Source organism: Chryseobacterium sp. (assembly GCF_022869225.1).
In the GTDB taxonomy this organism is placed as follows: domain Bacteria; phylum Bacteroidota; class Bacteroidia; order Flavobacteriales; family Weeksellaceae; genus Chryseobacterium.
In genome coordinates this window covers 2,751,329-2,778,301 of the sequence record NZ_JALIHL010000001.1, presented here as the reverse complement: position 1 = coordinate 2,778,301, position 26,973 = coordinate 2,751,329, and the positions used below count along the sequence as shown (strand labels likewise).

At 36.6% G+C, this 26,973-nt stretch carries 22 protein-coding genes; 7 read left to right on the top strand and 15 right to left on the bottom strand.

The genetic code is table 11. The features are described 5' to 3' along the window. The first annotated feature begins 454 nt into the window (after positions 1–454). Together MUW56_RS12970 and MUW56_RS12965 are read left to right on the top strand one after the other, a co-directional pair. On the top strand, positions 455–823 hold the full coding sequence (locus MUW56_RS12970) for a helix-turn-helix transcriptional regulator (RefSeq protein WP_292013579.1): 369 nt from the start codon (positions 455–457) through the stop codon (positions 821–823). Positions 824–847: 24 nt separating this feature from the next. Continuing rightward, entirely contained in the window at positions 848–1,138 is a 291-nt protein-coding gene (locus MUW56_RS12965) for a GNAT family N-acetyltransferase (protein WP_292013578.1), read from the top strand. Here MUW56_RS12965 and MUW56_RS12960 read toward each other — a convergent pair. The 6 genes from MUW56_RS12960 to smpB all read right to left on the bottom strand — a co-directional run bounded on the left by MUW56_RS12960 (position 1,127) and on the right by smpB (position 5,853). Continuing rightward, positions 1,127–1,549 (bottom strand): glycosyltransferase family protein, encoded by a 423-nt coding sequence (locus MUW56_RS12960; protein WP_292013577.1) that lies wholly within the window; start codon positions 1,547–1,549, stop codon positions 1,127–1,129. The two genes, MUW56_RS12965 and MUW56_RS12960, sit on opposite strands and share 12 nt — an antisense overlap. Positions 1,550–1,575: 26 nt before the next feature. Further along, complete coding sequence (locus MUW56_RS12955; RefSeq protein WP_292013576.1) at positions 1,576–2,097, bottom strand: glycosyltransferase family protein; 522 nt, start codon at positions 2,095–2,097, stop codon at positions 1,576–1,578. After that, positions 2,098–2,922, bottom strand: coding sequence for a UDP-2,3-diacylglucosamine diphosphatase (locus MUW56_RS12950; RefSeq protein WP_292013575.1), 825 nt, complete (start codon positions 2,920–2,922; stop codon positions 2,098–2,100). Positions 2,923–2,979: 57 nt separating this feature from the next. Beyond that, positions 2,980–3,720, bottom strand: a complete 741-nt coding sequence (locus MUW56_RS12945; RefSeq protein WP_292013574.1) for a YebC/PmpR family DNA-binding transcriptional regulator — start codon at positions 3,718–3,720, stop codon at positions 2,980–2,982. A 94-nt stretch (positions 3,721–3,814) separates the two neighbouring features. Further along, positions 3,815–5,317, bottom strand: coding sequence for an OmpA family protein (locus tag MUW56_RS12940; RefSeq protein WP_292013573.1), 1,503 nt, complete (start codon positions 5,315–5,317; stop codon positions 3,815–3,817). A 77-nt stretch (positions 5,318–5,394) separates the two neighbouring features. Continuing rightward, on the bottom strand, positions 5,395–5,853 hold the full coding sequence (gene smpB / locus MUW56_RS12935) for an SsrA-binding protein SmpB (protein ID WP_292015412.1): 459 nt from the start codon (positions 5,851–5,853) through the stop codon (positions 5,395–5,397). Between the two features lie 120 nt (positions 5,854–5,973). Here smpB and MUW56_RS12930 point away from each other — a divergent pair, with 120 nt between their 5' ends. Continuing rightward, entirely contained in the window at positions 5,974–7,596 is a 1,623-nt protein-coding gene (locus tag MUW56_RS12930; protein ID WP_292013572.1) for an ABC-F family ATP-binding cassette domain-containing protein, read from the top strand. Positions 7,597–7,678: 82 nt separating this feature from the next. Here MUW56_RS12930 and MUW56_RS12925 read toward each other — a convergent pair whose 3' ends face one another. The 5 genes from MUW56_RS12925 to MUW56_RS12905 form a co-directional block, all read right to left on the bottom strand. Further along, positions 7,679–8,491 (bottom strand): M48 family metalloprotease, encoded by an 813-nt coding sequence (locus tag MUW56_RS12925; protein WP_292013571.1) that lies wholly within the window; start codon positions 8,489–8,491, stop codon positions 7,679–7,681. A 428-nt stretch (positions 8,492–8,919) separates the two neighbouring features. Beyond that, the gene (locus tag MUW56_RS12920) at positions 8,920–9,999 is read right to left on the bottom strand and encodes a hypothetical protein (protein ID WP_292013570.1); all 1,080 of its coding nucleotides are present in this window, start codon (positions 9,997–9,999) and stop codon (positions 8,920–8,922) included. 796 nt (positions 10,000–10,795) lie between these two features. Beyond that, the gene (locus MUW56_RS12915) at positions 10,796–11,596 is read right to left on the bottom strand and encodes a T9SS type A sorting domain-containing protein (RefSeq protein WP_292013569.1); all 801 of its coding nucleotides are present in this window, start codon (positions 11,594–11,596) and stop codon (positions 10,796–10,798) included. Positions 11,597–12,285: 689 nt separating this feature from the next. Next, the gene (locus tag MUW56_RS12910) at positions 12,286–13,998 is read right to left on the bottom strand and encodes a T9SS type A sorting domain-containing protein (RefSeq protein WP_292013568.1); all 1,713 of its coding nucleotides are present in this window, start codon (positions 13,996–13,998) and stop codon (positions 12,286–12,288) included. Between the two features lie 737 nt (positions 13,999–14,735). Then, a complete protein-coding gene (locus MUW56_RS12905) occupies positions 14,736–15,545 on the bottom strand; it encodes a T9SS type A sorting domain-containing protein (RefSeq protein ID WP_292013567.1) in 810 nt (269 codons plus the stop codon). A gap of 440 nt (positions 15,546–15,985) precedes the next feature. Between MUW56_RS12905 and recJ the strand changes: the two genes are divergently transcribed. From recJ to MUW56_RS12890, 3 genes are all read left to right on the top strand, one after another. Beyond that, on the top strand, positions 15,986–17,698 hold the full coding sequence (recJ, locus tag MUW56_RS12900; protein ID WP_292013566.1) for a single-stranded-DNA-specific exonuclease RecJ: 1,713 nt from the start codon (positions 15,986–15,988) through the stop codon (positions 17,696–17,698). A gap of 198 nt (positions 17,699–17,896) precedes the next feature. Beyond that, positions 17,897–18,481, top strand: coding sequence for a nicotinate (nicotinamide) nucleotide adenylyltransferase (gene nadD, locus MUW56_RS12895; protein WP_292013565.1), 585 nt, complete (start codon positions 17,897–17,899; stop codon positions 18,479–18,481). Between the two features lie 77 nt (positions 18,482–18,558). Continuing rightward, entirely contained in the window at positions 18,559–18,900 is a 342-nt protein-coding gene (locus tag MUW56_RS12890; protein ID WP_292015411.1) for a DUF3817 domain-containing protein, read from the top strand. 39 nt (positions 18,901–18,939) lie between these two features. Here MUW56_RS12890 and MUW56_RS12885 read toward each other — a convergent pair whose 3' ends face one another. From MUW56_RS12885 to MUW56_RS12870, 4 genes are all read right to left on the bottom strand, one after another. Beyond that, positions 18,940–20,625, bottom strand: a complete 1,686-nt coding sequence (locus MUW56_RS12885; RefSeq protein ID WP_292013564.1) for a hypothetical protein — start codon at positions 20,623–20,625, stop codon at positions 18,940–18,942. Positions 20,626–20,732: 107 nt separating this feature from the next. Next, positions 20,733–21,353 (bottom strand): response regulator transcription factor, encoded by a 621-nt coding sequence (locus MUW56_RS12880; protein ID WP_292013563.1) that lies wholly within the window; start codon positions 21,351–21,353, stop codon positions 20,733–20,735. Positions 21,354–21,402: 49 nt separating this feature from the next. Further along, complete coding sequence (locus MUW56_RS12875) at positions 21,403–22,899, bottom strand: ATP-binding protein (protein ID WP_292013562.1); 1,497 nt, start codon at positions 22,897–22,899, stop codon at positions 21,403–21,405. A 46-nt stretch (positions 22,900–22,945) separates the two neighbouring features. Further along, on the bottom strand, positions 22,946–24,421 hold the full coding sequence (locus MUW56_RS12870) for a hypothetical protein (protein ID WP_292013561.1): 1,476 nt from the start codon (positions 24,419–24,421) through the stop codon (positions 22,946–22,948). 273 nt (positions 24,422–24,694) lie between these two features. On the opposite strand from MUW56_RS12870, the gene MUW56_RS12865 reads away from it, so the two are divergent. Continuing rightward, a complete protein-coding gene (locus MUW56_RS12865; RefSeq protein WP_292013560.1) occupies positions 24,695–26,956 on the top strand; it encodes an outer membrane beta-barrel family protein in 2,262 nt (753 codons plus the stop codon). The last annotated feature ends 17 nt before the right edge of the window (positions 26,957–26,973 follow it).

Sequence of the window (26,973 nt, the reverse complement as noted above, 5' to 3'; positions counted from 1 at the left end):
GATTTATACGTCCACACTCCTGCAGTTTCATCTGTATAAAAGTCTGTATCATTTACTTGCCCATCAGGAGTATTATACAGTGAAGGTGAACTTCTATTACTCGCATATCCACCTGTAATAGCTTGTAAGTTTTTCAGTTTTTTGTTTTCTAAAGAAGAGAAATCTCTCTACATACCATTTAATTTTTTCATAATAATTTTTTTTATTGTTTGTGTCAACGTTAACATTTCAAATATATCTAACAAGTTTGAAATAAAACCAAAATTTTTATGTGATTTTTATGTGATTTTCAGCCCATAACTAACATTTATATTATAAGATAAGTATTCTTTATTCATAAAGATTTCCAAAGAATCAAAACCTAACAGGTTGTAAAAATAGGTGATGTCTAATCACTTTTATATCCATATAAACCCATAAAATCTTATATTTGTATTAATACAAAAACACCAAAATGATCAAAAACAAACTCATCAAAGTCCGAAAGGAGAAAGAATATACTCAGGAAAGCATGGCCAAAATACTGCATATGACACAATCACAATACCAAAGAAGAGAAAAGGGAGAAATTAAGATTTCAGACGAAGAATGGGAACGTATGGCAAAAGCATTGGATACTTCTATTGATTCCATAAAAGAAGAAGATTCCTCAAGCCAGGTTATTAATAACTTTGACAATAATGAAGGAAGTTATTTTGGAAGTAATAATTACTTTTATAACATTCCAGATTTTCTTCTTCAAAACCAGCAGGAATATATTAACCTTCTGAAAAAGGAAATTCATGAACTTACAGAGCGTATAAAAATATTGGAGCAACGTTGATAACACATTTTTAATTTTATCCTAATGAAATTTGAAAACAATAAATCCGGAAACGGCGGAGTTCTTACTTTAAATAATGAAACAAAAGAAGTAGGAAGACTTACCTATACTATTTTCCCTGAGGATCACAAATTTATCATTTCTTTTGTATTGGTACATCCTGAATTTGAAGGCAGAGGAATGGGAAAATTTTTAGTGGAAGAAGCCATCAAATTTGCAAGAGAAAACAATTGGAAAGTATATCCGCACTGTTCCTATGCAAGATCTGTGATGATGAGAATGAGTGATGTGGAAGATATATTTTTAAAGAGTTAAAACTTCGTTGAGCAGGATATCTTCAATATCATCCGGATAATCTACTTTTAGATGATGATCAGAAGCTACCCACTCCATAATTTCCTGTATATTTAAAACTTTAGAATTGGGTATCCCCATTTTGTCAAGAGCACAGGCGTTGCATTCCTGTTCATATTGATGGTGGATAGGAATCACAAATAGTTTTTTATCCATAAACAGTGCTTCTGCAGGACTTTCAAAACCTGCATTGCACAAAACTCCTTCACAGCCTTCAAAATATTTCAGATACTGGATTTCATCAATAGGAAATACCTCCACATTTTTTACCTTCACCTGGACTTTACTGTATTTTGAAAACACTTTCCATTCTACAGGAATCTTTCTTAAAACTTTGATGATATTTTCATCAGCAAAACTGGGAAGATACACAAGATAATATCCCTTTTTGTAAGGATTCAGACTTCTGATTTTTTTCTGATCACCGGTTTTTTGATCTGAGGATGATAATTCTCAAAATGAAACCCGATTTTCCTTTCGCTGGGAACATAGTATTTTAAAATCATTTCTCCCAGAAAATCTTTTTTCTTAGGCTTTGGTGTTTCCGGGAAACTCATGGAAGCCTGATGGCTGAGTTCTATCATCGGAAGCTTTTTCAGCTTGGAAGCCCAGCCTGTCAAAGGTTCATAATCATTGATGATTAAATCATATTGTGACAGCTCCAGTTCTCTGATTGTTTTAGCAGCTTCAAAGAATTTATTTTCTGTAAACGTTTTTCGGTACGATAAACCGCCTGTTTTGTTATAAAGAAGAGAAATACCCCTGTATTGGAAATTAACGTCGAAATCGGCCTTTAATTGCGACTGATGTCCACTGATCAATGTATCCACCTTAGCATGCTTTTTCAGAATAGGAATAATTTCCTGCGCTCTGGCAACATGGCCGTTTCCGGTACCTTGAAATGCATATAGAATCTTCATTTAGGAAAAATTGGTTACGATTTTTAAGAGGGCAGAATTATCCATTTCCTGAATATCTTCCACTTCATCATCTTTGAGTAGATGCTTATGATCATCATAATAAAAGATTTTCCATTCCTTATCATGATATTCCAGGGCAGACAAATTTTCAATCCAGTCTCCGGAATTCAGATACGTACAGGATCCTTTTTTATTGACAACCTCACGAATCTGCGGCTGATGGATATGCCCGCAAATGACATAATCATAATGATTGTCTATAGCCAGTTCGGAAGCTGTAAGCTCAAAGTCTCCGATATATTTTACGGCCTTTTTCACATTGTTCTTAATTTTTTTTGAAAATGAGTATTTTTCTTTACCCATTTTTTCTAAGAACCAATTGACCATATTATTGATGATAATTAAAAGGTCGTATCCTTTTCCGCCGAGCTTGGCGATCCATTTGGAATGTTGGACAGAGGCATCGAAAACATCCCCGTGAAAGATCCATGTTTTCTTTTGGTCAATAGTCAGACAGATTTTATTACAGACTTTAAGTTTTCCCAATTCAAAATCCGTAAACTTACGGAACATTTCATCGTGGTTGCCTGTAATATAAAAGACCTCGGTATTTTTTGTAGCGAATGAAAGAATCTTTCTGATTACTTTCAAATGAGGTTTAGGGAAGTAAGACTTTTTAAACTGCCAGATATCAATGATATCACCATTCAAAACCAAGGTCCTGGGCTGGATAGAATTCAGGTATCTCAGCAATTCTTTAGCCTTACATCCATAAGTTCCCAAATGAACATCCGAAATAACAACTAATTCAACGTTTCTTTTCATAGTTTTATACAAAGAAACTAATTGAAAGTTAACTGTATATGAATGCTATATTATTTTTTATAGAGAGTTCATCAGTTCTTCAGAGATCTCCATATTATGGTAGACATTCTGAACGTCATCATCCTCTTCGAAGCGCTCAAGCATTTTCATATTAGCTTTAAATTGTTCTTCGTTGACTTCTTTTGTATTATTCGGAATTCTCTGAAGCTCCGCACTTTTCGCTTCTATTCCAAGTTCGTCCAGTTTATGAGATAAAGAACCGAAATCTTCAAAAGCAGTGGTGATCATTACTTCTTCATCGTCTTTTTCTACATCTTCTGCTCCTCCGTCAATCATTTCCATTTCAAAGTCATCCCAATCCATTTTAATCTGGGCTAAATCGATGGTGAAAATTCCTTTTCTGTCAAAGATAAAGGCTAGCTCTCCATTTTTACCAAGGTTACCGTCAAACTTATTGAAAACGGCTCTTACATTGGCGACAGTTCTTGTGGTATTGTTTGTGGTACATTCTACAAAGAATGCAACTCCACCCTGCCCATATCCTTCATAAGTGATCTCTTCATAGTTTTCAGCATCAGCGCCACTTGCCTTTTTAATGGCTCTTTCTACGTTGTCCTTTGGCATGTTCGCCCCTTTGGCATTCTGGATACATCTTCTTAACGCTGGGTTAGATTCAGGATCCGGTCCGCCGGCTTTTACAGCCAGTGCAATGTCTTTACCTATTTTAGAGAATGTTTTGGCCATTTTATCCCATCTGGCCATTTTAGAAGCTTTTCTATATTCAAATGCTCTTCCCATTTTATTTTTTAAATTTTCAACAAAATTAATTAAAAGTCAACAAAAAAAAAATACCTCCAAAGAATTGGAGGTATTCATTATTTAGAAAAATTAATTATTTTTTCTTTTTAACTACTTTTTTAGCAGGAGCTTTCTTACCTCCTTTTTTTGTAGCTTTTTTTGTAGCAACAACATCAGATTTTTGATATTTGTTCCATTCACTGTCATCACCAATGTATCTAACAGTTACTTTTCTATCAGATTGTCTTTCAGCATCAGATGCAGATTCTGCAACTTTAGCATTTTGCTCTCCAATACCGATTGATTTTAATACGTTAATATCTACACCTCTCGCATCTAAAGCAGCAACTACAGAAGCAGCTCTTTCTTTAGATAATTTCAAGTTGTAAGCATCACTTCCTTTTTTGTCAGTTTCTCCAACTAATAGGAATCTTCCTCCATCTTTCTTAATGATTTCAGAAGCAGTATCTAAAGCTCCTTTAGATTCAGGTCTGATTGTAGCTTTGTTGAAATCAAAGTATACACTCTTAAGATTCTTTTCAACATCAGTAGCTGTTACTTCTTTTGGCTTAGGACATCCGTTGTATTCTGGAAGACCTGGAACAGTAGGACAAGCATCATCTTTATCTAAGATACCGTCACCGTCTGTATCTGGCCAAGGACAACCGTTGTTTTCAGCAGGACCTGCTACTGTAGGACAAGCGTCATCTTTGTCGATTACACCGTCACCGTCAGTATCTGGCCAAGGACAACCGTTGTTTTCAACTGGACCAGCTACATCTGGACATTGATCGTCTTTATCTGGAACTCCGTCACCGTCTGTATCAGGACATCCTTGGAATTCAGGTAAACCTGGAGTATCTGGACAAAGGTCATCTTTATCTAGGATACCATCTTTATCTCTATCTCTGTTTCCGAATCTAAATAAGATAGATGCGGAAGCTTGCCAGAAGTTAGCAACAGTAGATTTATCACCTGGAGTTGATACATAGTCTCCTTGGATCCCAAGACCGAAGTTCTTAGTTACCCAGAAGTTAGCACCTGCACCAGTAGATACTGTAAAGTGGTTAGCTTTACCATTCTCATTACCATTCTCTCCGTTTGATACAACTTCGATTGGGTTACCGTTAGCATCTACACTTGTTCTTGGGAAAGTAAGTGCAGTATAGTCATGTCTTAAGTAGTTAGCACCAACTCTTAAATATGGATCAAACCAAGATTCTTCGTTCCATAAAAGACCTGCAGCTTTAGCCTGGAAACCAATACCTGTCATTAGGAAAAATTCTTTCCCCATGTTGAATCTTTTGTTTTCAACATTTCCAACAGAAGTTTGCCAGTCAATTACTAAACCTTTTCCAATGTTTCTAGCAACTGTTAACTTAGATAATGGAGGTGTAATAGAGAAGTTGTTCACATTGAACATTCTCTTTGTTAAATTTTGAGCAGAGAACGTATTACTGAAAGTACCTCTTGCTGCTACATGGTTTTCTGCATGAGCACCAACTCCGATTAACCACGGATTGTTGGTAGTCTGTGCGAAAACAGTAGAGGCAACAGTAAGCGCCAATGCTGAAATTCCTAATTTTAGATTTTTCATAGAATTAAATGATTAAATAATTGATAATGCAAAATAAATATAATTTTTCTTTATACACAAAGTTTTTCAAATGATTTTTAACTTTTCTTTAATATTCTGTCCAGGTTTCGCTTATTTTCTCTATCTTTAATAGCGTCCCTTTTATCGAAGAGTTTTTTCCCTCTACCAAGCGCTATCAGTACCTTTGCTTTACCCTTATCAGTGATATATAATTTAAGTGGGATAATTGTATTCCCAGCATCCTTTAACTTTTTTTCAAGTTTTTGCAATTCTTTTTTGTGCAAGAGCAATTTCCGTTCCCTTTTTGTTTTGTGATTGTAAAAAGTTCCCAGTTTGTACTCATCAATCATCATATTAATAATGTATAACTCCCCATCAATAAACTGACAGAACGATTCTGCAATAGAAGCTTTCGAAGAGCGTAAAGATTTTATTTCCGTACCTGTCAAAACCATTCCGGCTTCATATTCTTCAAGAATTTCATATTCAAAACGGGCTCTCCTGTTTACTATATTAACTGTTTTTTCAATCTTCATCATTTTAGATTTCGTTAATGAAATATACAAAAAATACGATACATTTAAAAACTTGACTATTATAATATTACAAAATACCCAAATTCTTTTCGTATTTTTGCGCCAAATTTACAAAACTATATGTTAACAGTATCTAACTTATCTTTACAATTCGGGAAAAGAGTTCTTTTTGACGAGGTAAATATTATGTTTACCAAAGGAAACTGCTACGGAATCATCGGAGCAAACGGTGCGGGAAAGTCTACATTCCTTAAAATACTAACAGGAAAGCAGGATCCAACGACAGGAAATGTATCTCTGGAACCAGGAAAAAGAATGTCAGTTTTGGAGCAGGATCACTTTGCTTATGATCAGTATACTGTTCTTGAAGCTGTTTTGAGAGGTAACAAAAAATTATTTGAGATAAAAGAGGAAATGGATGCGTTGTACGCAAAAGAAGATTTCTCTGACGAAGACGGAATTAAAGCCGGTGAACTAGGTGTAATCTATGATGAAATGGGAGGGTGGACTGCAGAATCTGACGCACAGACTATGCTTTCTAACGTAGGAATCTCTGATGATATGCACTGGCAATTAATGAGTGAACTTGAGAACAAAGACAAAGTAAAAGTTCTTTTGGCTCAGGCGCTTTTCGGAAACCCTGATGTACTGATCCTGGATGAGCCTACCAACGACCTTGACATTGATACCATCTCTTGGCTGGAAGATTTCCTTGCAGATTATGAGAATACGGTAATTGTGGTTTCCCACGACCGTCACTTCCTGGATACAGTGTGTACGCACATCGGTGACCTTGATTACTCTAAGCTTAATCTTTATACAGGGAACTACTCTTTCTGGTATCAGGCATCTCAATTAGCAACAAGACAAAGAGCTCAGGCTAACAAAAAAGCTGAAGAAAAGAAAAAGGAACTTCAGGATTTCATCGCAAGATTCAGCTCCAACGTTGCAAAGGCCAAGCAGGCCACTGCAAGAAAGAAAATGATCGACAAATTAAACATTGACGATATTAAACCGTCTTCAAGAAGATATCCGGCCATCATTTTCGAAATGGAAAGAGAAGCGGGAGATCAGATCTTAGATGTAAAAGGTCTTGAAAAAACGAAAGACGGGGAATTACTATTCTCTAATATTGACCTGAATCTTAAAAAAGGAGATAAAGTAGCCGTACTTTCTAAAAACTCTTTAGCCATAACAGAATTTTTCGAGATTCTGGCTGGAAATATTGAAGCAGATAAAGGAACAGTTGCCTGGGGGGTGACCACAACCCAGTCTCACATGCCTTTGGATAACACCAACTTCTTCCAGGAAGACCTAAACTTGGTTGACTGGCTGAGACAGTTCACAAAAAATGATGAAGAACGTCACGAGGAATTCGTAAGAGGATTCTTAGGCAGAATGCTGTTCTCCGGAGATGAGGCTTTGAAATCGTGTAAAGTGCTTTCAGGAGGTGAGAAAATGAGATGTATGTTCAGCAGAATGATGCTTCAGAAAGCAAATATTCTTTTACTGGATGAACCTACCAACCACTTAGACCTTGAAAGTATCACGACATTGAACAACTCTTTATCTAACTTTAAAGGGAACATTCTATTGTCTTCTCATGACCACGAAATGCTTTCAACGGTCTGTAACAGAATCATTGAACTGACTCCTCAGGGAATCATCGACAGGGAAATGACTTATGACGAGTACCTTGCTGATAAAAAGGTAAAAGAATTAAGAGAAAAGATGTATTCTTAGTCTTATATCCTATTCAAATTGATATAAAAATACCTCAAAGTGCTACTTTGAGGTATTTTCGTTTAAACAATAAATAAAATAATTATTTCGTAAGTTTTGAAGCGGGCAGAGCAACAGTTCCCGGATCTTTCCATAAACCATCTTTCTCCGCTCTTTTCTTAATCGCCTGGGCTCTTTTTTCACTATCCGGGTGAGAGTTGAACATTTTCTCAAAACCTGTCTGGGTGCTTCCCTGTGAAAGTAATGCCAGCTTTTTGAAAGCAGTATAAGCTCCCACTACATCATACTGATTAGATTTCATAAAGTCATAAGAGTAAGTATCTGCTTCAGATTCCTGTTTTTTGCTGTGTGATGCATCTAAAAATGCATTAGCCATTTTCCCGACCTGACTCTCATTAAGGGTGGCTACGGCAGAAGAAGCTGAGGATGCAGCATCTAATGCTGCGGCTTTCAGATAAGCAGATTTCATCGCATCTTTTGTATCCTGATTTTTAACATGACCAATCTCGTGCCCAATTACTGCCAGCAGCTCATTGTCTGTCATCAAATCCATCAGCGAGGAAAATACACGAACACTTCCGTCTGCGCAGGCAAAAGCATTGATGTCCTTCACCTTATAAACTTTGTAATTCAAATTCAGGCCGTCCTGGGATTTATGTTTTCCGAACAGTTTGTTCAGTCTCACTGTATACGGATCTTTTGGTCCGGCAACAGCATTATTTTTATCCATCCAGTCTACTGATTCTTTGGATAATTTAATTGCGTCTTCGTTGGTAAATGTTAAAGCTTTTGCACCGTTTGAAACCATTCCTGCGGCTTTGCCCAGATTAATTTTTTGTGCGCTGATCGAATGCATTGCCCCTAATACCATAAGGCATACTGTAATTTTTTTCATAGTCATTTAAAATTTGGAACGCGAAGATAGCTTTTTTTTAATAATTATTAAGGCAAAACTTCGTTCCCGATCTTTTCAGAAAGCTATTTTCCCTGTTTTTATGAAACGGGTCAGAAATGGATTTACAAACCCGAGCCGGATGAGGAAGTTATAGCAAACTACGTTCGTCACTTTGTTTTGGTACTTTTGAATCTAAACTTCTGAGGAATTGACCATTATCAAAAAGACCGGAGAAACAGGATCTTAACGATATACATAATCAGATACGCAGAAAGCTGAAGAGCAATTTGCACTGCCTTATATTATTTCCGGAAATCATATCCCTGAATGGACCAGCGATAAAAATAAACACAAATTATTCTTTTTGGTGACAGATGATACATCTTACCGTATCAGGATTTTGATTTCGTTTTCCGGATCAGATAGACTTATCGAACTCTGGTAATCCCAAAAAATGTACCGAGGCCACTACCGGTAAGGCCAGAAGTTTGATATAAAACGGTTACCGTTTTTCCGGTGGGTGCTGCGAGTGCAAAGTTATAGGTACTCCCTGCGGTTGCCTGAAAAATCCCCTTAACAGTATAGGTTCTTGGGTCCACAGAAGCCTCAACATGAAAACGGCCTACCCAAAGTCCATTGGAAACGATCCCAATAACGGTCCTGTCTATGTCCGTTCCATATTCAGTAGACACTGCAGTAGGACTGCTTATAGTAAGTGTTAGTTCAAAAGTGTAAACGCCGCTACTGGACGGGACAAACCCTGTACCACTTGCATATTCATTATTTGCATCTAGTAATTCATTAGTCACCGATATAATCTGAATCACAGAACCACTAGGATTTGTTGCCGTTGTATCAGCAGAAATATAACCTGCAAAATTACTTGAAGAGATTAAAGATGTCTTCACTACTCCATTCGGATCTATCGTTAAAACCTTATCACCACTAGATGTACTTACCTGGGTTCCTTCAATTCTCAAAGGATCACTCGGCGCAACCAAATGAAGCTTATTAGCAGGGTTATTAGTTCCTAATCCAACTTTTCCATCATTTTTAATACGAATACTTTCTATATTATTGGTTTTTATTACCAGATCCTGATTATCTGTTGTCCCTAAAAAATGAGTAGCAGGATTGGTAGATGAATTTCCTAAGAGGGACCAAAAATTCCCATTAGCTGGACCTACAGGAAGTATTTTAAGCCATTTATTCTGGGCATTATTAAAATAATAGTAACCTACGGCATCTACATTGATAGTCTGCCCTGTCGTTATACCATTTTCGGCTGTTACGTAAACCAGTGCCCCATCTTGTAATGCCCCATAGGATTTTGCATTTAGTTGTGTTTCTGTAAGTTTTGGAGCCCTGATCCCATCCATGGCACTGATATCCGTGGGTTTCCCCTGTACATCTAAAGTTACGGAAGGAGATGGTGTATTAATACCTAATTGTCCAAACAATGAAGTAGATAATACTGACAACATCAATAAATAAGTTTCTTTTCTCATGATCTGTGTTTGTATGATATTAAATTAGGAGGCGGTATACTTAAAGGGACCAATAGATTTTCTGGATCTGTTACATCCTCATAATTTTGTTGGGTGCATTTAGGTATTACCAAACTAAATGTAATTTTTATTCATACGTAATTTTTATATCTGACAAATATAATTTTATTTTGATAAATAATAACGTTTTAACCGCATTTAACACATTAATAACAAACATTAAAAATAAATGTTATATTATTAATAATTTAAAATTTAGAATAAATAATAAAAACGATTCATTTTTTAAGAATAAAATTTCGCCGTTTAATCATTTTATTTCATAATTTTAAAAACCTACTTAAGAACACACCTGCTTTACCTTCCCAATGGTAAAATATTTCAAAAATCAGCCGGTCATAGTAAGAAATAACAGGTGTACATCCCCATTTTCGATGACAGACACTCTATAAGACTCTTCCTTGTTTTAAAATTCCGCAGAATACCAGATCGTATTACCAACGAGGCAATTGTGGATGGATTACATTCTCCCACCCGGTTTTGGAAAACTACTCGTTATTAGAAATATCGACAATTACCAAAATCCATTACACCGCCATAGAAACAAAGCGGAACAAAATAATCGAACTGACCCCCAGGAATCATCGACAGCGCCATGACCTATGGAACATCGATAAAAAAAGTAAAAGAATTAAGAGAAAAATGTATTCTCAGCTGTAAGACTTTACAAAAAGACAAAAACAAATAGCTGCCCGGCTGAGCAGCTATTTGCATTAAAGCTAAATAATATTTTAAATTATTTCTTAATGAAATTATGGGTTGATGAAGTACCGTCAGCACCTTTCACTACCATCATATAAGTTCCGCTTGCTAATTGTGAAACATCGATCTTCCGATCTGGTTTATCTTGTGATTTAACCAGCTTCCCTGAAGCATCATGTATTTTTACATTGGCAATTTTCCGGTCAGTTTTCAGGTATAGGTAGTCACTTGCCGGGTTAGGATACAATTTCACCCCATTACCTGACAATTGATTCTCTGAAACAGCAAGAGTTACATCTTCTGTAACGGATATATTATCAAAAAACAAGTAGCTAAAACCATTTGTATACTGGTTAAATCCAATATAATAAACGCCACTTACCGTCGGTGTAATGGTAAGATTGACAGATGTCGGCGTATTGTCTTTGGTCACGCCAGGATAATTCTGAATAAGATTGGTCATTGAAGTATTTACCGCAGAAGTCCCATAAGCTACCTTAAAACTCTGAGCCCCTAACCAGGTGCTATAATCAAAGCTAAGCTTATAAGTTTTCCCAGCCTCCAGATTTAATGCTTTTGTATAAAACCACAAATCCGTTCCACTGCCATTGGCAGACCCGGCTAATGTGCGGGACGTAAACCCACCCAACACTGTATAAAAGGACCAGGTACCCTGATTCACTTTTTGCCACGAAGTACACGGCGGAAAGGAAGCAGAAGCATTAAAATCTTCCAGATACGGAACATTTACAGGCACACATTGCGCCTGAACGTTCATCTTAGCAAACAATAAGCCCACTAAACTCAAAAAAACTAAATGTAATTTTTTATTCATAACGTATTTTTTATATCTAACAAATATAATTTTATTTTGATAAACAATAATAAATTAACCATATTTAACACATTAACACCAAACATCAAAGCTAAACATTATATTATATATAATTTAAAGTTTAGAATAAATAATAGAAACCGATCATTTTTTAAGAATAAAATTTCGTTGTTTAAGCATTTAATTTTATTTTCATAATTTTAAAAACCTACTTAAAAACACAGCTGTTTTATCTTCCCAATGGTAAAACATTTCAAAAATTAGCCGGTCATAGTAAGAAATCACAGGTATACATCCCCATTTTCGATGACAGACCCCTTATAAAATTCTTATTTATATCAAAATTCCGCAGAATACCAGCTCCTATTTAACCGATGAGAAAATTGTAAATGAATCAAGTTCTTTCACCTGGTTCTGAGAAACCATTCGTTTTTAGAGAGATCGACAATCATCAAAAGCCCACGGAGTTTTTCAACCAAACCTCCGCCATAGAAACAAAGCGGAACAAAATAATCGAACTGACCCCCAGGAATCATCGACAGTGCCATGACCTATAGAACATCTGATAAAAAAAGTAAAAGAATTAAGATAAAAATGTATTCTCAGCTGTGAGACTTTACAAAAAGACAAAAACAAATAGCTGCCCGGCTGAGCAGCTATTTGCATTAAAGCTAAATAAATATTTTAAATTATTTCTTAATGAAATTATGGGTTGATGAAGTACCGTCAGCACCTTTCACTACCATCATATAAGTTCCGCTTGCTAATTGTGAAACATCGATCTTCTGATCCGGTTTATCTTGTGATTTAACCAACTTCCCTGAAGCATCATGTATTTTTACATTGGCAATTTTCCGGTCAGTTTTCAGATATAAGTAGTCACTTGTAGGGTTAGGATACAATTTCACCCCATTATCTGACAATTGATTCTCTGAAACAGCAAGAGTCACATCTTCCGTAACGGATATATTATCTATAAACAAGTAGCTAAAACCATTTGTATACTGGTTAAACCCAATATAATAAACGCCACTTACCGTCGGTGTAATGGTAAGATTGACAGATGTTGGCGTATTGTCTTTGGTCACGCCAGGATAATCCTGAATAAGATTGGTCATTGAAGTATTTACCGCAGAAGTCCCGTAAGCCACCTTAAAACTCTGAGCCCCTAACCAGGTGCTATAATCAAAGCTAAGCTTATAAGTTTTCCCAGCCTCCAGATTTAATGCTTTTGTATAAAACCATAAATCCGTTGCACTGCCACTTGCAGCCCCGCTTAATGTACGGGATGTAAACCCACCAAAGTTTGAAAAAAAGTACCAGGTACCCTGATTCACTTTTTGCCACGAAGTACACGGCGGAAAGGAAGCAGAAGCATTAAAATCTTCCAGATACGGAACATTTACAGGCGCACATAATGTTGTAAAAGAAGCAGAAGCAGAACTCCAATCTCCGGTACTTCCGCTGCAATTTGATCTTACCCATACATAGTATTGAGTGGAAGGAGTCAGCCCCGTAAGATTTGTTGTCGCACCAGTGATCCCCGTAACTGTTGGCGTGGAAGCAGCAGCAGGAGCAACATTTGAGGTACTCTGATACAGCTCATATGAAGATACGCCAGGAACCGCATCCCAGGAAACAGTAGCAGAATTAGACGCTACATTTGACGCAGACAAATTAACCGGCTCAGCACAACTGCTTGGAATCTTATAAGAAAAACCAAACACACACAATATCCCCGTACCCGAAGTTTTCTTTACAGAAACACTGGAAATATCTTTCGTCTGGCTAACATAAGGAATAACCAAGCCGATCTCATATAATCTTGGATCAACTGAATTATTCTCTATATCATCATTAGCCCTGTTCACCCTTCCTATCCCCTGTATCGCATAAGAAGACCCTCCGTACCAGTCACTTACCGAAGTTCCTGAAAAAGTCTGGGTCGTATTGTCTGCAAAAGTAACAACAACCTCAGCTACACAACTTCCCCCCCCCGATGTAGCAAGCATATAAAGCTTGGAAGCTTTAGGATTTGCGGAAAAGCTTACACTTCCCGCATCATTCGTATTCGCTAATCTCAAAGCATTATTCCCGCTATAAGACGCCAGCTGAAAAGGCAACCCGGAAGTGGCCACAGAATTGATCAACCCATTAGCAGGCAATCCTGACAGAGGAGCAACACCCGAACCATTGACAAAATCAGTAGACATAAATGCATATCCGCCTGTCGCAGCATCCACACTTTCTGTAGTACTTGTTGAAACAGCACCCGATCCATTGGCAATAAGATCCGAATTGTAACCACTGCTTACACTCAACGACTGATAAGTCTGAGCATTCATCTTAGCAAACAATAAGCTCACTAAACTCAAAAAAACTAAATGTAATTTTTTATTCATAACGTATTTTTTATGTCTAACAAATATAATTTTATTTTGATAAATAATAATAAATTAACCATATTTAACACATTAAAAATAAACTTTAAAGCTAAACATTATATTATATATAATTTAAAGTTTAGAATAAATAATAGAAACTGATCATTTTTTAAGAATAAAATTTCGTTGTTTAAGCATTTAATTTTATTTTCATAATTTTAAAAATCTACTTAAAAACAGACCTGTTTTATCGTTCCAGGGTAAAATATTTCAAAAATCAGCCGGTCATAGTAAGAAATAACAGGTCAAAAAATCCCGTTTTCGATAACTGACCCCTTATAAAATTCTTATATATGTCAAAATTCCGCAGAATATAGGATCCTGTTTTACAGACTTACTATTTTCAGATTAACATCTCCATGAACTCATTTTTCAAATCTAACCACCTCGTTCTTAGAAGCATTGATAATTATCAAAAGCCCGGAGAATTTTCAAACCAAGCCTTACAGAAATCCGACCCCTTTCTGACAGTGTATAAAGAAAGCAGCAGAACGCATTGCACCGCCATAAAACAGAGAACCCGAAAGCATTACCATCCTGAACAACTCTTTGTCAAACTTTAAAGAAAACTTCCGACGGGATATCATAAAATCATTGAAATATATTCCCTGTTGTAAAACGTTACAAAAAAAATAAAAACAAACAGCCGCCCGGTTGAGCAGCTATTTGCATTACAGCCAAATACATATTTTAAATTATTTCTTAATGAAATTATGGGCTGATGAAGTACCGTCAGCACTTTCCACCACCATCATATAAGTTCCGCTTGTTAATTGCGAAACATCTATCTTCTGATCTGCTTTCTCTAGTGATTTAACCAATTTACCTGAAGCATCAAGTATTTTTACATTGGCGATTTTCCGGTCAGACTTTACATACAAGTAGCCAGCTGTCGGATTGGGATACAATTTCAACCCATTACCTGGCAATTGATTCTCTGAAACAGCAAGTGCCGCATCTTCTGTAACAGATATATTATCCAGGTATAAATATCCCCATCGGCCGCTTGCAGCCGTATAAAGATTAAATCCAAAATAATAAACACCACTCACAGCAGGTGTAAAGGTAAAACCAGCAGGCGTTTTTGTCCCCACTGTCACATTAGGATAATCCTGAATAAGATTGGTCATTGAAGTATCTACTGCAGAAGTTCCATAAGCCACTTTAAAACTCTGGATTCCAAGATGGTTAGCATATTCAAAAGCAAGCTTATAAGTTTTGCCTGCCTGCAGATTTACTGCTTTTGTATAAAACCATAAATTCATATTTGCTGATGTACTTGAATACCCTGCTAATACACGAGTAGAAAACCCTGCCACATTTGAAGAAGACATCCAGAATCCTGAATTCACAGCCTGAGAAGAAGTACAATCCGGAAGAGCAGATGACGCTTCGAAATTTTCCAGATACGGAACATTTACAGGCGCACATTGCGCCTGAACATTTATCCCAGCAAACAATAAACCTACTAAACTCCAAAAAACCAAATGTAATTTTTTATTCATAACATATTTTTATATCTAACAAATATAATTTTATTTTGATAAATTATATTAATTTAACATTATTTAACACATTAAATACAAATAATAATACCAAAAATTATGTTATATACAATTAAAAATTTAGAATAAATAATAGAAACCATCTATTTTTTAAGAATAAAATTTCGTTGTTTACTCATTTAATCTTATTTCATCATTTTAAAGGTCTGCTTAGAAGCGTACGTATTTTATCTTTCCGTGATCAAATATTTCAAAAACCAGCCGGTCATAGTAAGAAATAACAGGTCAAAAAATCCCCGTTTTCGATAACAGACCCTTTATAAAATTCTTATTTATATCAAAATTCTGCAGAATACAGGATCCTATTTTACAGACTTACTATTTTCAGATTAACATCTCCATGGACTCATTTTTAAAATATAATTCCCTATTTTTGTGAAATGAGTCAAACATGGATTTATAAGCCCGAACCTGATGAGGAAATTGTGGATGGATTAAGTTCGTCACTTGGTTTTGGAACTTTCGAATCTAAACTCCTCGTTCTTAGAGGCATTGACAATTATCAAAAGGCCAGGGAGTTTTTCAAACCAAACCTTACAGACATCCACAATCCCTTTCTGATGGCGGATATGCAGAAAGCAGTAGAACGTATTGCGACTGCCATAGAAAACGGAGAAAAGATACTGGTGTACGGAGATTATGATGTAGACGGGACCACTGCCGTTGCCTTGATGTATCTGTACCTCAGCAAAATCGTTCAGAAAAAATATTTAGATTATTATATCCCCGACAGAAATTCTGAAGGGTACGGAATTTCCACGGAAGGAATTGATTTCGCAAAAGAAAACGGTTTTTCATTAATCATCGCCTTAGACTGCGGAATCAAAGCTTTGGACATGATTAATTATGCCCAGGATTTAGGGATTGATTTTATCATTTGCGATCACCATTTACCCGGCGAAGAAATTCCGAATGCGGTAGCTGTCTTAGACCCGAAAAGAAGCGATTGCCGCTATCCGTTCAAGGAGCTTTCCGGATGTGGAGTCGGCTTTAAGCTCTGCCAGGGGTTAAATACCATTTATAAACTTCCGGAAGCAGAATTATTTGAACTCACGGATCTTCTGGCCATTTCCATTGCCGCGGACATCGTTTCCATGACGGGAGAAAACCGGGTTCTGGCTAAAATGGGATTAAAGACGCTCCGAAAAACAAGAAATCTTGGACTAAGGCTGCTGATTCCTGAGGATAAACTTTCTCATTTTGAAATTTCAAATATTGTTTTTGAAATTGCTCCGAAAATTAATGCTGCCGGCAGAATCTCACATGGTAAAGCAGCTGTGGAACTTATGGTTTCCGATAACCTGAAGCATGCGAACCAGATCGTTAATGATATTATGAATCTTAACGATGAAAGGCGTGAGCTGGATATGAACTCTACCCTTTCCGCTCTGAACCAAATTATAGAATCCCAGCAGGAAACAAAATATACCACCATTGTTTATCATCCTGAATGGAATAAAGGGGTGATCGGCATTGTGGCCTCCAGGCTTATTGAAACGTATTACAAACCGACTTTAGTATTTACGGACGGCAACAACGGAGAAATGGTAGCTTCTGCAAGATCGGTTTCTGATTTTGACGTGCACGAAGCTCTTGATATGTGTTCTGAATATTTCCTGAAATTCGGGGGGCATCACGCCGCTGCCGGACTTTCCATGGAAAAAGATAAGTTTGATGCCTTTAAAGAAAAATTTGAAAGAATCGTTTCTGAAAAAATCCAGGAGCATCAGAAAGAACCTTCTATCACGATTGACTGCGAAATCAATATCGATGAAATCAACAGGGAATTTATCAACTTCCATAGAAAACTAGCTCCTTTTGGGCCTCACAATATGAAGCCTATTTTTACATTGACTGACCAGAAGCTTTCCGGCTATGTTAAAACGATGGGCAAGGATAACAACCATATTAAGTTTTATATCAAGCAGGAATCTACAGGACGCAATATTGAGTGTGTGGGCTTCAAGCTCGGTCCGTTTGCTGAAGATTTTAAAAATAAAAATTTTGACCTTGCATTTACTTTGGAGGAAAACCACTGGAAAGGCAATATCACGCACTACCTCAACATAAAGGATGTGAAGTTTAGGGATTAGATGACAGGTTGCAGGACTCAGGCTGAAGATAATGGAAATCAAAACGGATATGGCATATTATAATGAATGCCTTGCTGTAAAGATATTTAACAGGATGTATTCATGGATTAATCCTATTGTGCTCTCCTTATTGATCCCTGTAAAGTTCAATGATGTAAAACCTAAAAACAATTCTACTTCCTATTATTTAAAATTCATATGAAAAAAATCGGTTTATTCTTCGGATCTTTCAATCCCATCCATATCGGGCATCTTATTCTGGCCAATTATATTTTGGAGAATTCTGATATGGATGAATTGTGGTTTGTGGTGAGTCCTCAAAATCCCTTTAAGGATAAGAAGTCTTTACTGAATGATCACAACCGGCTTGATATGGTACAGCTCGCAGTAAAGAATTATCCGAATATGAGGGCTTCCAACGTTGAATTCTCTCTTCCGAAGCCCAGCTATACAATCGATACCCTGACTTATCTTCATGAAAAATACCCGGATTATTCATTCAGCCTTATTATGGGAGAAGACAACCTCAACAGTCTTCATAAATGGAAAAATTCTGATATCCTGATTAAAAACCATCATATCATTGTTTATCCAAGAGTATTTGAAGGTGAGAAAAAAGATTCAAAATATCCGGAGCATGAAAATATTTCTTTAATAAAAGCTCCAGTAATAGAGCTTTCCGCCACAGAAATCCGCAGTATGCTCAAAGAAGGCAAGAATGTAAGGCCTATGCTTCCCCCCGAAGTTTTTGAATATTTGGATGGAAGCAGTTTTTATAAGTAATTTTGCCCCCAGGAAATGAGAAGCTGAAAGCAAGAGAAGGACTCTTCACTTTTAACTCTTCACTTATCAGTAAAGACATGAACTTCATCGAAAAATTTTTCACGAAATATCCCCAGGACAAAGTCATTAAATGGTTTAAGCAGATCTGTGTAGCGGAAGCAATCACCTGTTTTCTATTGTATGGGGTTGCAATGATCTGGAAAAGATATGATGATGAAGGTCTGCTTCCCACCATTTTTATCATCATCATTGGTAACATCCATGGTTTGTTTTTTACCCTGTATCTTTTATTCTGCCTCCCGGTAAGAAAAATTTTCAAATGGGATGATGAAGATTTTGTTTTCGCCTTATTGGCTGCATTTTTCCCTTTTGCTACGATCTGGGTCGATAAATCATTAGCCAAAAAAGACCGTGAATAAAAAAAGAGGGACATTGGCTGTCCCCCTTTTCGATATTTATTACGGTTGTTTTATACCGGGTATGCTTTGGTAAGGTAATTTAGGCCCTAAATTAACACAACCAAATTTTTTCGAATATTTATAGACCGGGACACTGTTTACTGTAGATGATCCTACAGGCAGGTTCGCATTATTAACTATTGAGATCTCAACAGGCATCGTATAGCATCCTGTAAAACCATTTTGTACAAAATTTTCATAAGCAACACTTCCTCCCGCAGATTTTATTTTCAATTTAGCATTCACCACTGTTCCCGCCATTTTAAATTTAACCTGCCCTGTAAGCACTTCTTTATGGGGGTTACCTGGGGCAACAATAAATCTCGTACAGCAGACCGGTGTTGCGGTGATAGTTCCTGAAGACTGAGCCGGAGGTCCTTCCACAATAACAGTGAAACATCCTATTGAGCAAGTACTGCCTGATGATGGACATTTTACATTGATGCATATCGTATTGGTGCCCACAATCAGACTGGAAAAGGGAATTAACCGTGCTGAAGGATTTTGGCCACTGGCATGAGTATATGGATTTCCTCCTGTACTTACAATGCTTGGGCTTCCGTTTGTAAGGATCGTTATATGAGATTGCCAAGTACCGGTATTCAATGAATTGTATGGGTGGGGTGAAGCTTCAACTCTTAGAAATTTACCGGAGTTTGTGGTATTGTAAGGAATTGTCAAAGTACCACCTGGATTAATTGAAGGTCCGCTGGTATTCGGAAACTGTACAGAAGCCGTTGGTGAGCTTAAACAAACGCAGCTATTACTGGGTTTAGATTCCGGGGTTTCTAAATTTCCGGCATTTTTAATTCCTTTTTCATTTCTTCCTGAAGGGATGCTAAAGACCACTCCTATATTCAATCCAAAAGCATTAAAGTTATTTTCAGTTTCCCTGGATTCATATTTTCCGGCCTTCATCTGATCTATGCTGTAAAAGCCTTCACTATTCGGAGCCCCGGCAGGTTTGAAAGCTACCGATGTATTTTTTACACCGGGCCCGGCAATATAGCTTCCTTCAATAAAAAAGCCGACTTTCCCAGGGAAATAAGACAATCTAAGCTTAGGAACGATTCCCAATCCATCTGCTTTGGAACTTTCCTGCCGTGAAATTTCAAAACTCTGGCTCTGCCCGTTGATATTGGTGGTCTGTACTGTAGAAAACCGGGTTTCTTTTAAGCTGATATAAGCCAGATTCACAATGGGTGACAGGGTAAATTTATTAAAAGAAAAATTAGCCTGCGCTCCTGCTTCTCCGATAAAGCCATTTTGCCGGTTTCCATTTCCTGTTTCATTTCTAAGAACAGGCTGTGCAGTCTGCCCCGAAACATTATAAGCAAAGCTGCCAGGTTGATAGTCTTTTTTCATTCCGAAAAAACCAACCCCTCCGTTCACTCCCAGTGAGGCGTAATTTGTTTCCGTACTGTTCAATGTAAAAATGGGAACATACAGATTAATAGTTCCGTTGAATGCATTTCCTACATGGTTTTCATTCTTAAAATTATTCCCCGGAACTATGCCACCTCCACCCACAGAAATAAGGAGATTTCCACCGGGATTTTTTCCGCCTTTTACTATGATTCCACCGATCGGATTTCCCGGTCTTGCTTCTTGTGCACCTGCTGCTGCAAAAAATAATATTCCTAAAACAGCAGCCGCTTTTCTCATAAAAGTAAAATTCTTTTTCATATCAATTAGTTTAGAATTGTTTATCAAAATTCACTGAAAACAAAACATAAAAAAATCCCTAATTGTAGGGACGTTCAAAAAGTATAAATACAGGATATTCCAGGGTTTTACTCTTTCATATTTTTAAAATACCATGAGACGGCTTCTCCCAGTGAAGAAACATGAAGTTTGTTGTAAATATGCTTAATATGGGTATTTACGGTAGAATAACTGATCTCTAATTTATCAGCGATCATCTTATAGCTCAGTCCGCCGGATAGCAGTTTAAGAACCTCCTGTTCTTTTTGTGTCAGAAGCTTTTGTCCTGCTGTAGGCTGAAAATATTCCAACACACGTTTGGCAATTGCCGGATTCATAGATGCTCCGCCTTCATAGACTTCTTCGATCGCCTGAAGAATTCTTCTTGGATTGTCACTTTTCAGAATGTATCCGCTTGCTCCGCCTGAAATAGATCTGAAAATCTTCTCACTATCATCAAAAGCAGTCTGTACCAGCACTTTTATTTGTGGAAATCTGGATTTAATTATTTTCAAACCTTCAATACCGTCTACCCCAGGCATATTGATATCCATTAGTACAATATCGGGCTGATACTGCTGCATTTCTTCTTCCACCGACTCACAATTGGGAGCCTCACCGATGTATTCCATATTCTCGGAAAGTTCAATCAAAATCCGCAGGCTGTGTAAGCGTTCCGGGTTGTCATCATACGCAAATATTCTGATCATAATAAAGTTTGCTAAATCTGTTCAAAGTTATACTGTCAAATGATCTTCTTCAATCCCTAGATCTAGGGATAAGAATTCTGATCACTGTTCCGGCACTGGACCTCAGATCAAAAATACCATTCATTTCCGAGGTTCTTTTTTTCATGTTTCCTATTCCGTTGCCTTTTGTAACGGATTCATCAAAGCCTGTCCCGTTATCTTTTATTTCAAGAATGTGACTGCTTTCATCTTTCTTACATTCAATGGAAATCTCATCTGCCTTACTGTATTTCACGGCATTATTTAAGGCTTCTTTTACAATGAGGATAATATTTTTCTTACTGCTGAAATTTGTAATCTCATCATCAATGGTTTCATCAATGGTTATGGTATAATCAATATCTGTACTCCCTAAAATTTCGCTTGCTATATTTCTGATCCTTGTGGAAAGCGTCATCAGGGAGTCTTTATTTGGCTTTAAACTCCAGACAATATCACTCATGTTTTCGGAGAGTTTCCGGGACTGGTCTTCAATACTTTTAAGGACTTTTCGGGCATCATTTATTTTTTGTTTTCCGATCAGTTCTCCGGCAACGACAGAGTTGATCTGCAAGCTGCTTAATGTAGACCCGATATCGTCATGAAGGTCTGCTGTAATCTTATTTCTTTGGGATTCGAGGGCCATTTTTTCTTTAAATTCATTCTGCTGTCTGATAAATTTCCACCGGCTTATGGCTATGATCAGGCTTCCAAAAAATAAACCTCCGATAATGACCCAGAATAAAAATGTCTGATAAAAAACTTTGGCTACAGTTATTGTGATAGGCTTATTATAAAAAACCTCTCCGGTAAATTTATCTGCAATCCCGAATTCAATTTCATATTTTCCCGGGGCAAGGCTATTAAGATTAAGCGCAGCCTTTTTTGACAGTTTTTTCCAAACTTTATCCATATTTTTAATCCGGTACATCAGTTTTCTCTGCGAGCCATACTCCAGATCTTTTATAAGAGCCTTTATGGAAATATTATTTTCATTGTATCTGAGGTGAAGCTCTTTCAAAAAATTGATTCCTTTCCGTGAAACATACCGGTTGTTATTGATCAGAATTTCATCGAAATAAATTTCGGGATGGTAAAATGAATTCAGCTTTAAAGGCGGCTTGAAATAATTGAGCCCCTTCACTCCTCCAAAATACAGTGTTCCGTCTGAAGCTTTCAAAAACGTCCGGTTATTAAAATCCCAATATTGAATCCCGTCTTCTTTATCATAATTGGAGATCATGTGAGTTTTGGTATCAATGCTGGACAGCCCTCTTTGATGACTGCACCAGATTCTTCCAAAGTCATCCAACAGAAGCCCGTATATATACGTCCCGGCGAGATTGTTATTGCTGTCAAATATTTTTAAAATTTTAAAATTTTGATCCAAAAGATAGACTCCCTGATTGGTTCCTACCCAATACTGTTTATTTTTCACATCTTCCTGGAGATAGAAGCTCTGTATGTTCGGGAGAATTTTTCCGATGATCTTATATTTATTTTTTCCTTCAATTCTGGCTAATATCATGTCGCGGTTCAGATAGCTTACCGCTATTCTATTCTTACTCAGAATATTAATAAAAAAAGAGTTCTGACTTGGGAATACTCTTCAGTTTTTCAAATTTTTCGGCGGCTTTATTGAAAAAGTACAGCCCTGTAGAAAAAGAAAATAGAGAGGTAGAATCAGGGAAGCTCACCATACTCTGGTGTTTTCCCATCTGGATATTATCAAAATCATAGCTTTTTTTAAACTTCAGATGCTCATCAAAAACAGCAATTTTGGAGTGATTTCCACTCAGATTGTTTTCAACCATCCAGAGTTCTTTGGTATATGGATTTTTATAACTTTTGCTCCTGGAATTGGAATAATAGCTGGTTCTGTCTGAAGCAAATTTCTTTGTGGAAAAATCTTTCGGATTAAAGATCGTTACAGAGTTCACTAAAATCGTATGATCCGGCAGTTCTACTAGATCAGAAACGCCCCTCTGTTTGAAAGACATGATCAGCGAATCTCTTCCATCCAGTGTATTTTTGAGCATGGCTCCCCGAAAATCTAAAATAACTTCCCCCTGCCCGTCATCACAAAACCAAAGCCTCCCTATTTTGTCAAACTGCAGATTGTAAGCTCTCTCAAAATCTCTGGGAAAAACACTTCCGTTTTTAAATTGCATATCAAAGATGAAGAGGGAATTTCCACTCATTAAAACAATTTTATTATTCTTAACGGTAATGGATTCAATTCTTTTAAGGGAAGGCTGATGGTAATTTATTTTTTGGTAATCATCATTCAATACCAATATCCCGTTACCGACAGTTCCGAGGTAAAGAGCATCATTTTTTTGATCATAAGCACCAGACTGGATAACTACAGAAGGATTTATCTGAAGTTTTCTGAAAGGGAAAGCTGTTTTTTGAGACTCCAGATTATAGGTTATGATTTCTTTTGTTCCGATAAAGCATATATTCCGGTGCTTATCGAAAAATGGCATTCTAAAATAAAAGACATTTCCGTCGAGATCATATATATGTACTGACTTTAGGGATTCAACGGGAATCTGGGCTTCCTGCTTACTCTGTTTTGTCTTGACATCAAAGCTTGCCAATTGATAGGCTTCATTAAAGATCCATATTTTACCATCGGAAAAACCAATAGGGATTGCTGTTTTACTTTTGGAATATTTTTGATAAATATCTACTAAGGTAAATTCGTCCAACTGATAATCATAGATGTACAAACCTCTTGTACTCCCGATATACAAATGGTCTTTATCTTCTGCAAAACCGTATGCCTGCTGGAGGGTGGGACAGTTTTTAAAATAATATTTGAGATTATAAACTTTTACAGATGAACCGTCATATCTGTTGAGCGCATCATTACAGGTAAGCCACACAAACCCTCTGCGGTCTTCAAACCAAAAATAATTAGAGCCCTGCGAAAGCCCTTCATCCGGTGTTATTCTCGTAACAGAATAATTTCCAATATTTTGAGACCTCATCTTTACCCCACAACATAGAGTGATTGCAATGCAGATCTTTATCAGAAATTTCATGATCTGTGGTTTTAACTAAAGTTAGTCTTTTTTTAAAATAAATTCAGAAAGTTGTGTTTAAAATGTAACATTTAACTTCTTTTAATTGTCTTATCGTATAGAAAGCTTAAGTTGCTAAAATTTTAATTTAATTTTTATTAACTGTAAATCAATGCATTATAATTTATTACAATTATTTTTAAGTACTTTGTATTGCATGATACTAAATTTATTACATATCTTTGTAATGTTAAATAACAAACCATACAAGCTATTAATTAAAAAATAATAATCATGAAAACTCAAATTCTCATTGCAGCCCTATTTTTCAGCGGACTCATTAGTGCCCAGCAGAAAAAAGACAGTTTGAAGGTTAATACGATTGAGGCAGTCAATATCAAGAAACAAGTTTTCAAAAAACAAGGCGACCGGCTTGTTTACGATGTAGCGTCTTCTCCTATTGCCAAAGGAACCAATACGTTTAATCTTTTGAAACAAACCCCAATGGTTTCCAGTATAGATGGAAAAACGCTGAAGATCTTAGGAAAGTCTGATGCCGTCATCTATATCAATAACAAAAAAACAAATATGGATTCTGAGGCATTGATTGAAATGCTGAAGTCTACTCCATCCGAGGATATTCAAAAAATTGAGGTCATTACCGTTCCGGGAAGTGAATTCCAGGTTGAATCCAAAGAAGGTGTGATCAATATTGTAATGAAAAAAAGCAAAAACAACGGCTACAACGGTACGATGAAAATGCAGAATGAGCAGGCTTATTACAACAATCCTAATGCAGGAGCTTCTTTTAACTTCAGACAGGGCAAGTGGTCCGGAAATTCCAATTTCAGAATGGGAAGCTGGACAGAGAGACAAAAATATACGCTGTCTAACGGAGATCCTACTTTCAGAAATGATTCTTACGGATACAATGATGACCCCAACAAAAATTTCGGGGGAGGCTTCAATATCGATTATGAGATTAATAAAAAACACAGTCTTGGATTCTCATACAACATGAGATACAATAAAAGTTTTAATTCTGTACTGGATATTACCAACTGGCAAAACGGAGTATTAAATAACAGAACCGTCAATAACGAGGATGCACAGACCAGAAATCATTCTTTCAATTTGAATTATGAGATGAAAACAGATTCTCTGGGAAGTAAGCTTACGTCAAACGTTTCTTACCTATGGTTCAACAGGGATAAAGTAAGTTTTAATGAAAGTTTTCCTTTAACAAATGATACAATTAACAAATATTCTGCATTGCATCAGGCTGTACCACAAATTATTAACAATTACGCAGCCAATATCGATTATCTGAAAAAGACAGCTAAAGGAGCCACATGGTTAATGGGAATAAGCTATAACCACACCAATACGGATAACGATACCAGACAGGATAAGTTGAAAAACGGAGAATTTATCATAGATCCAAACCAGACCAATCACTTCATCTATAAAGAAAATATTCTTGGAATTTACTTGAATTATGAAAGAAAACTGACTGAGAAAATATCCGGGAAAATAGGCGCCCGCTACGAAATGACCAGGAGCAACGGAGATATCGTAGATAAAACAGGATTTGAAAGAAATTACAACAACCTCTTGCCTTATCTGAATTTAAATTATGCAATCAACTCAGATCATAATGTAAGCTATACTTTTTCCAGCAGAATCAGAAGACCAAGATTCTGGGAGCTGAATCCTTCAAGAACCTACTTCACCCCAACCAATTATACACAGAACAATCCGTTTATATTGGCTTCCAAATATTATAACCAGGAGCTCAACTATATGTACAAAAATGCATTCTATGCCAATCTTAGTTTTAATATGGTGGAAGATGCAGCAGCTTCAGATCTGATTCCTTTACAAGGAACTGTAACGGCGCCTAAAAAAGATTCTAAAGGAAACATCATCTATGACATCAAGGGAAATAAAATCATGGAAACAACAAGATTTCTCAGATATATCAGAACCAATTACGGTAAAAACAGAGAGATTGCTCTAACGCTGGGAATGAACAAATCATGGTTTAAAGATATATGGACTACCAATTATTCTGTGAACTTAGGATATGTCACTTATTCGGGCGGAGTATGGGAAGACCCTACTTCTATGCCGGCTCCGGGAGAAACGGAAGTTGTAGATCCTTATATCATTGATGTTAAAAACTACAATATGTCTGCAACCATCAATAACGTCATCAGACTATCTTCTAAAAAAGACTGGTTCCTGGGAGTTAATTACTTCTTTGCCAGCCAGACTGCAATGGAAGGAGGTATGATAGGAGCAAGACAGAGTTTTGATTTCAGTCTGAAAAAAATTATAGGGGACTGGACGGTTGTAGCGGAAGTAAGCGATCTGTTTAATCAAAGCTTTTACAGCATTAAAGGGGTACAGCCTAACGGGAAATATAATAATATAACCAATTTCAATTATCCAAGACTGATCAGCATAGGAGTTACCTATAATTTTGGAAATCAGAAACTGAAAAAAGCAAGGGAAATGAAATCAGCCAATGATGCTGTAAAATCAAGAACATAGCTTTTAAAAAAATTAAT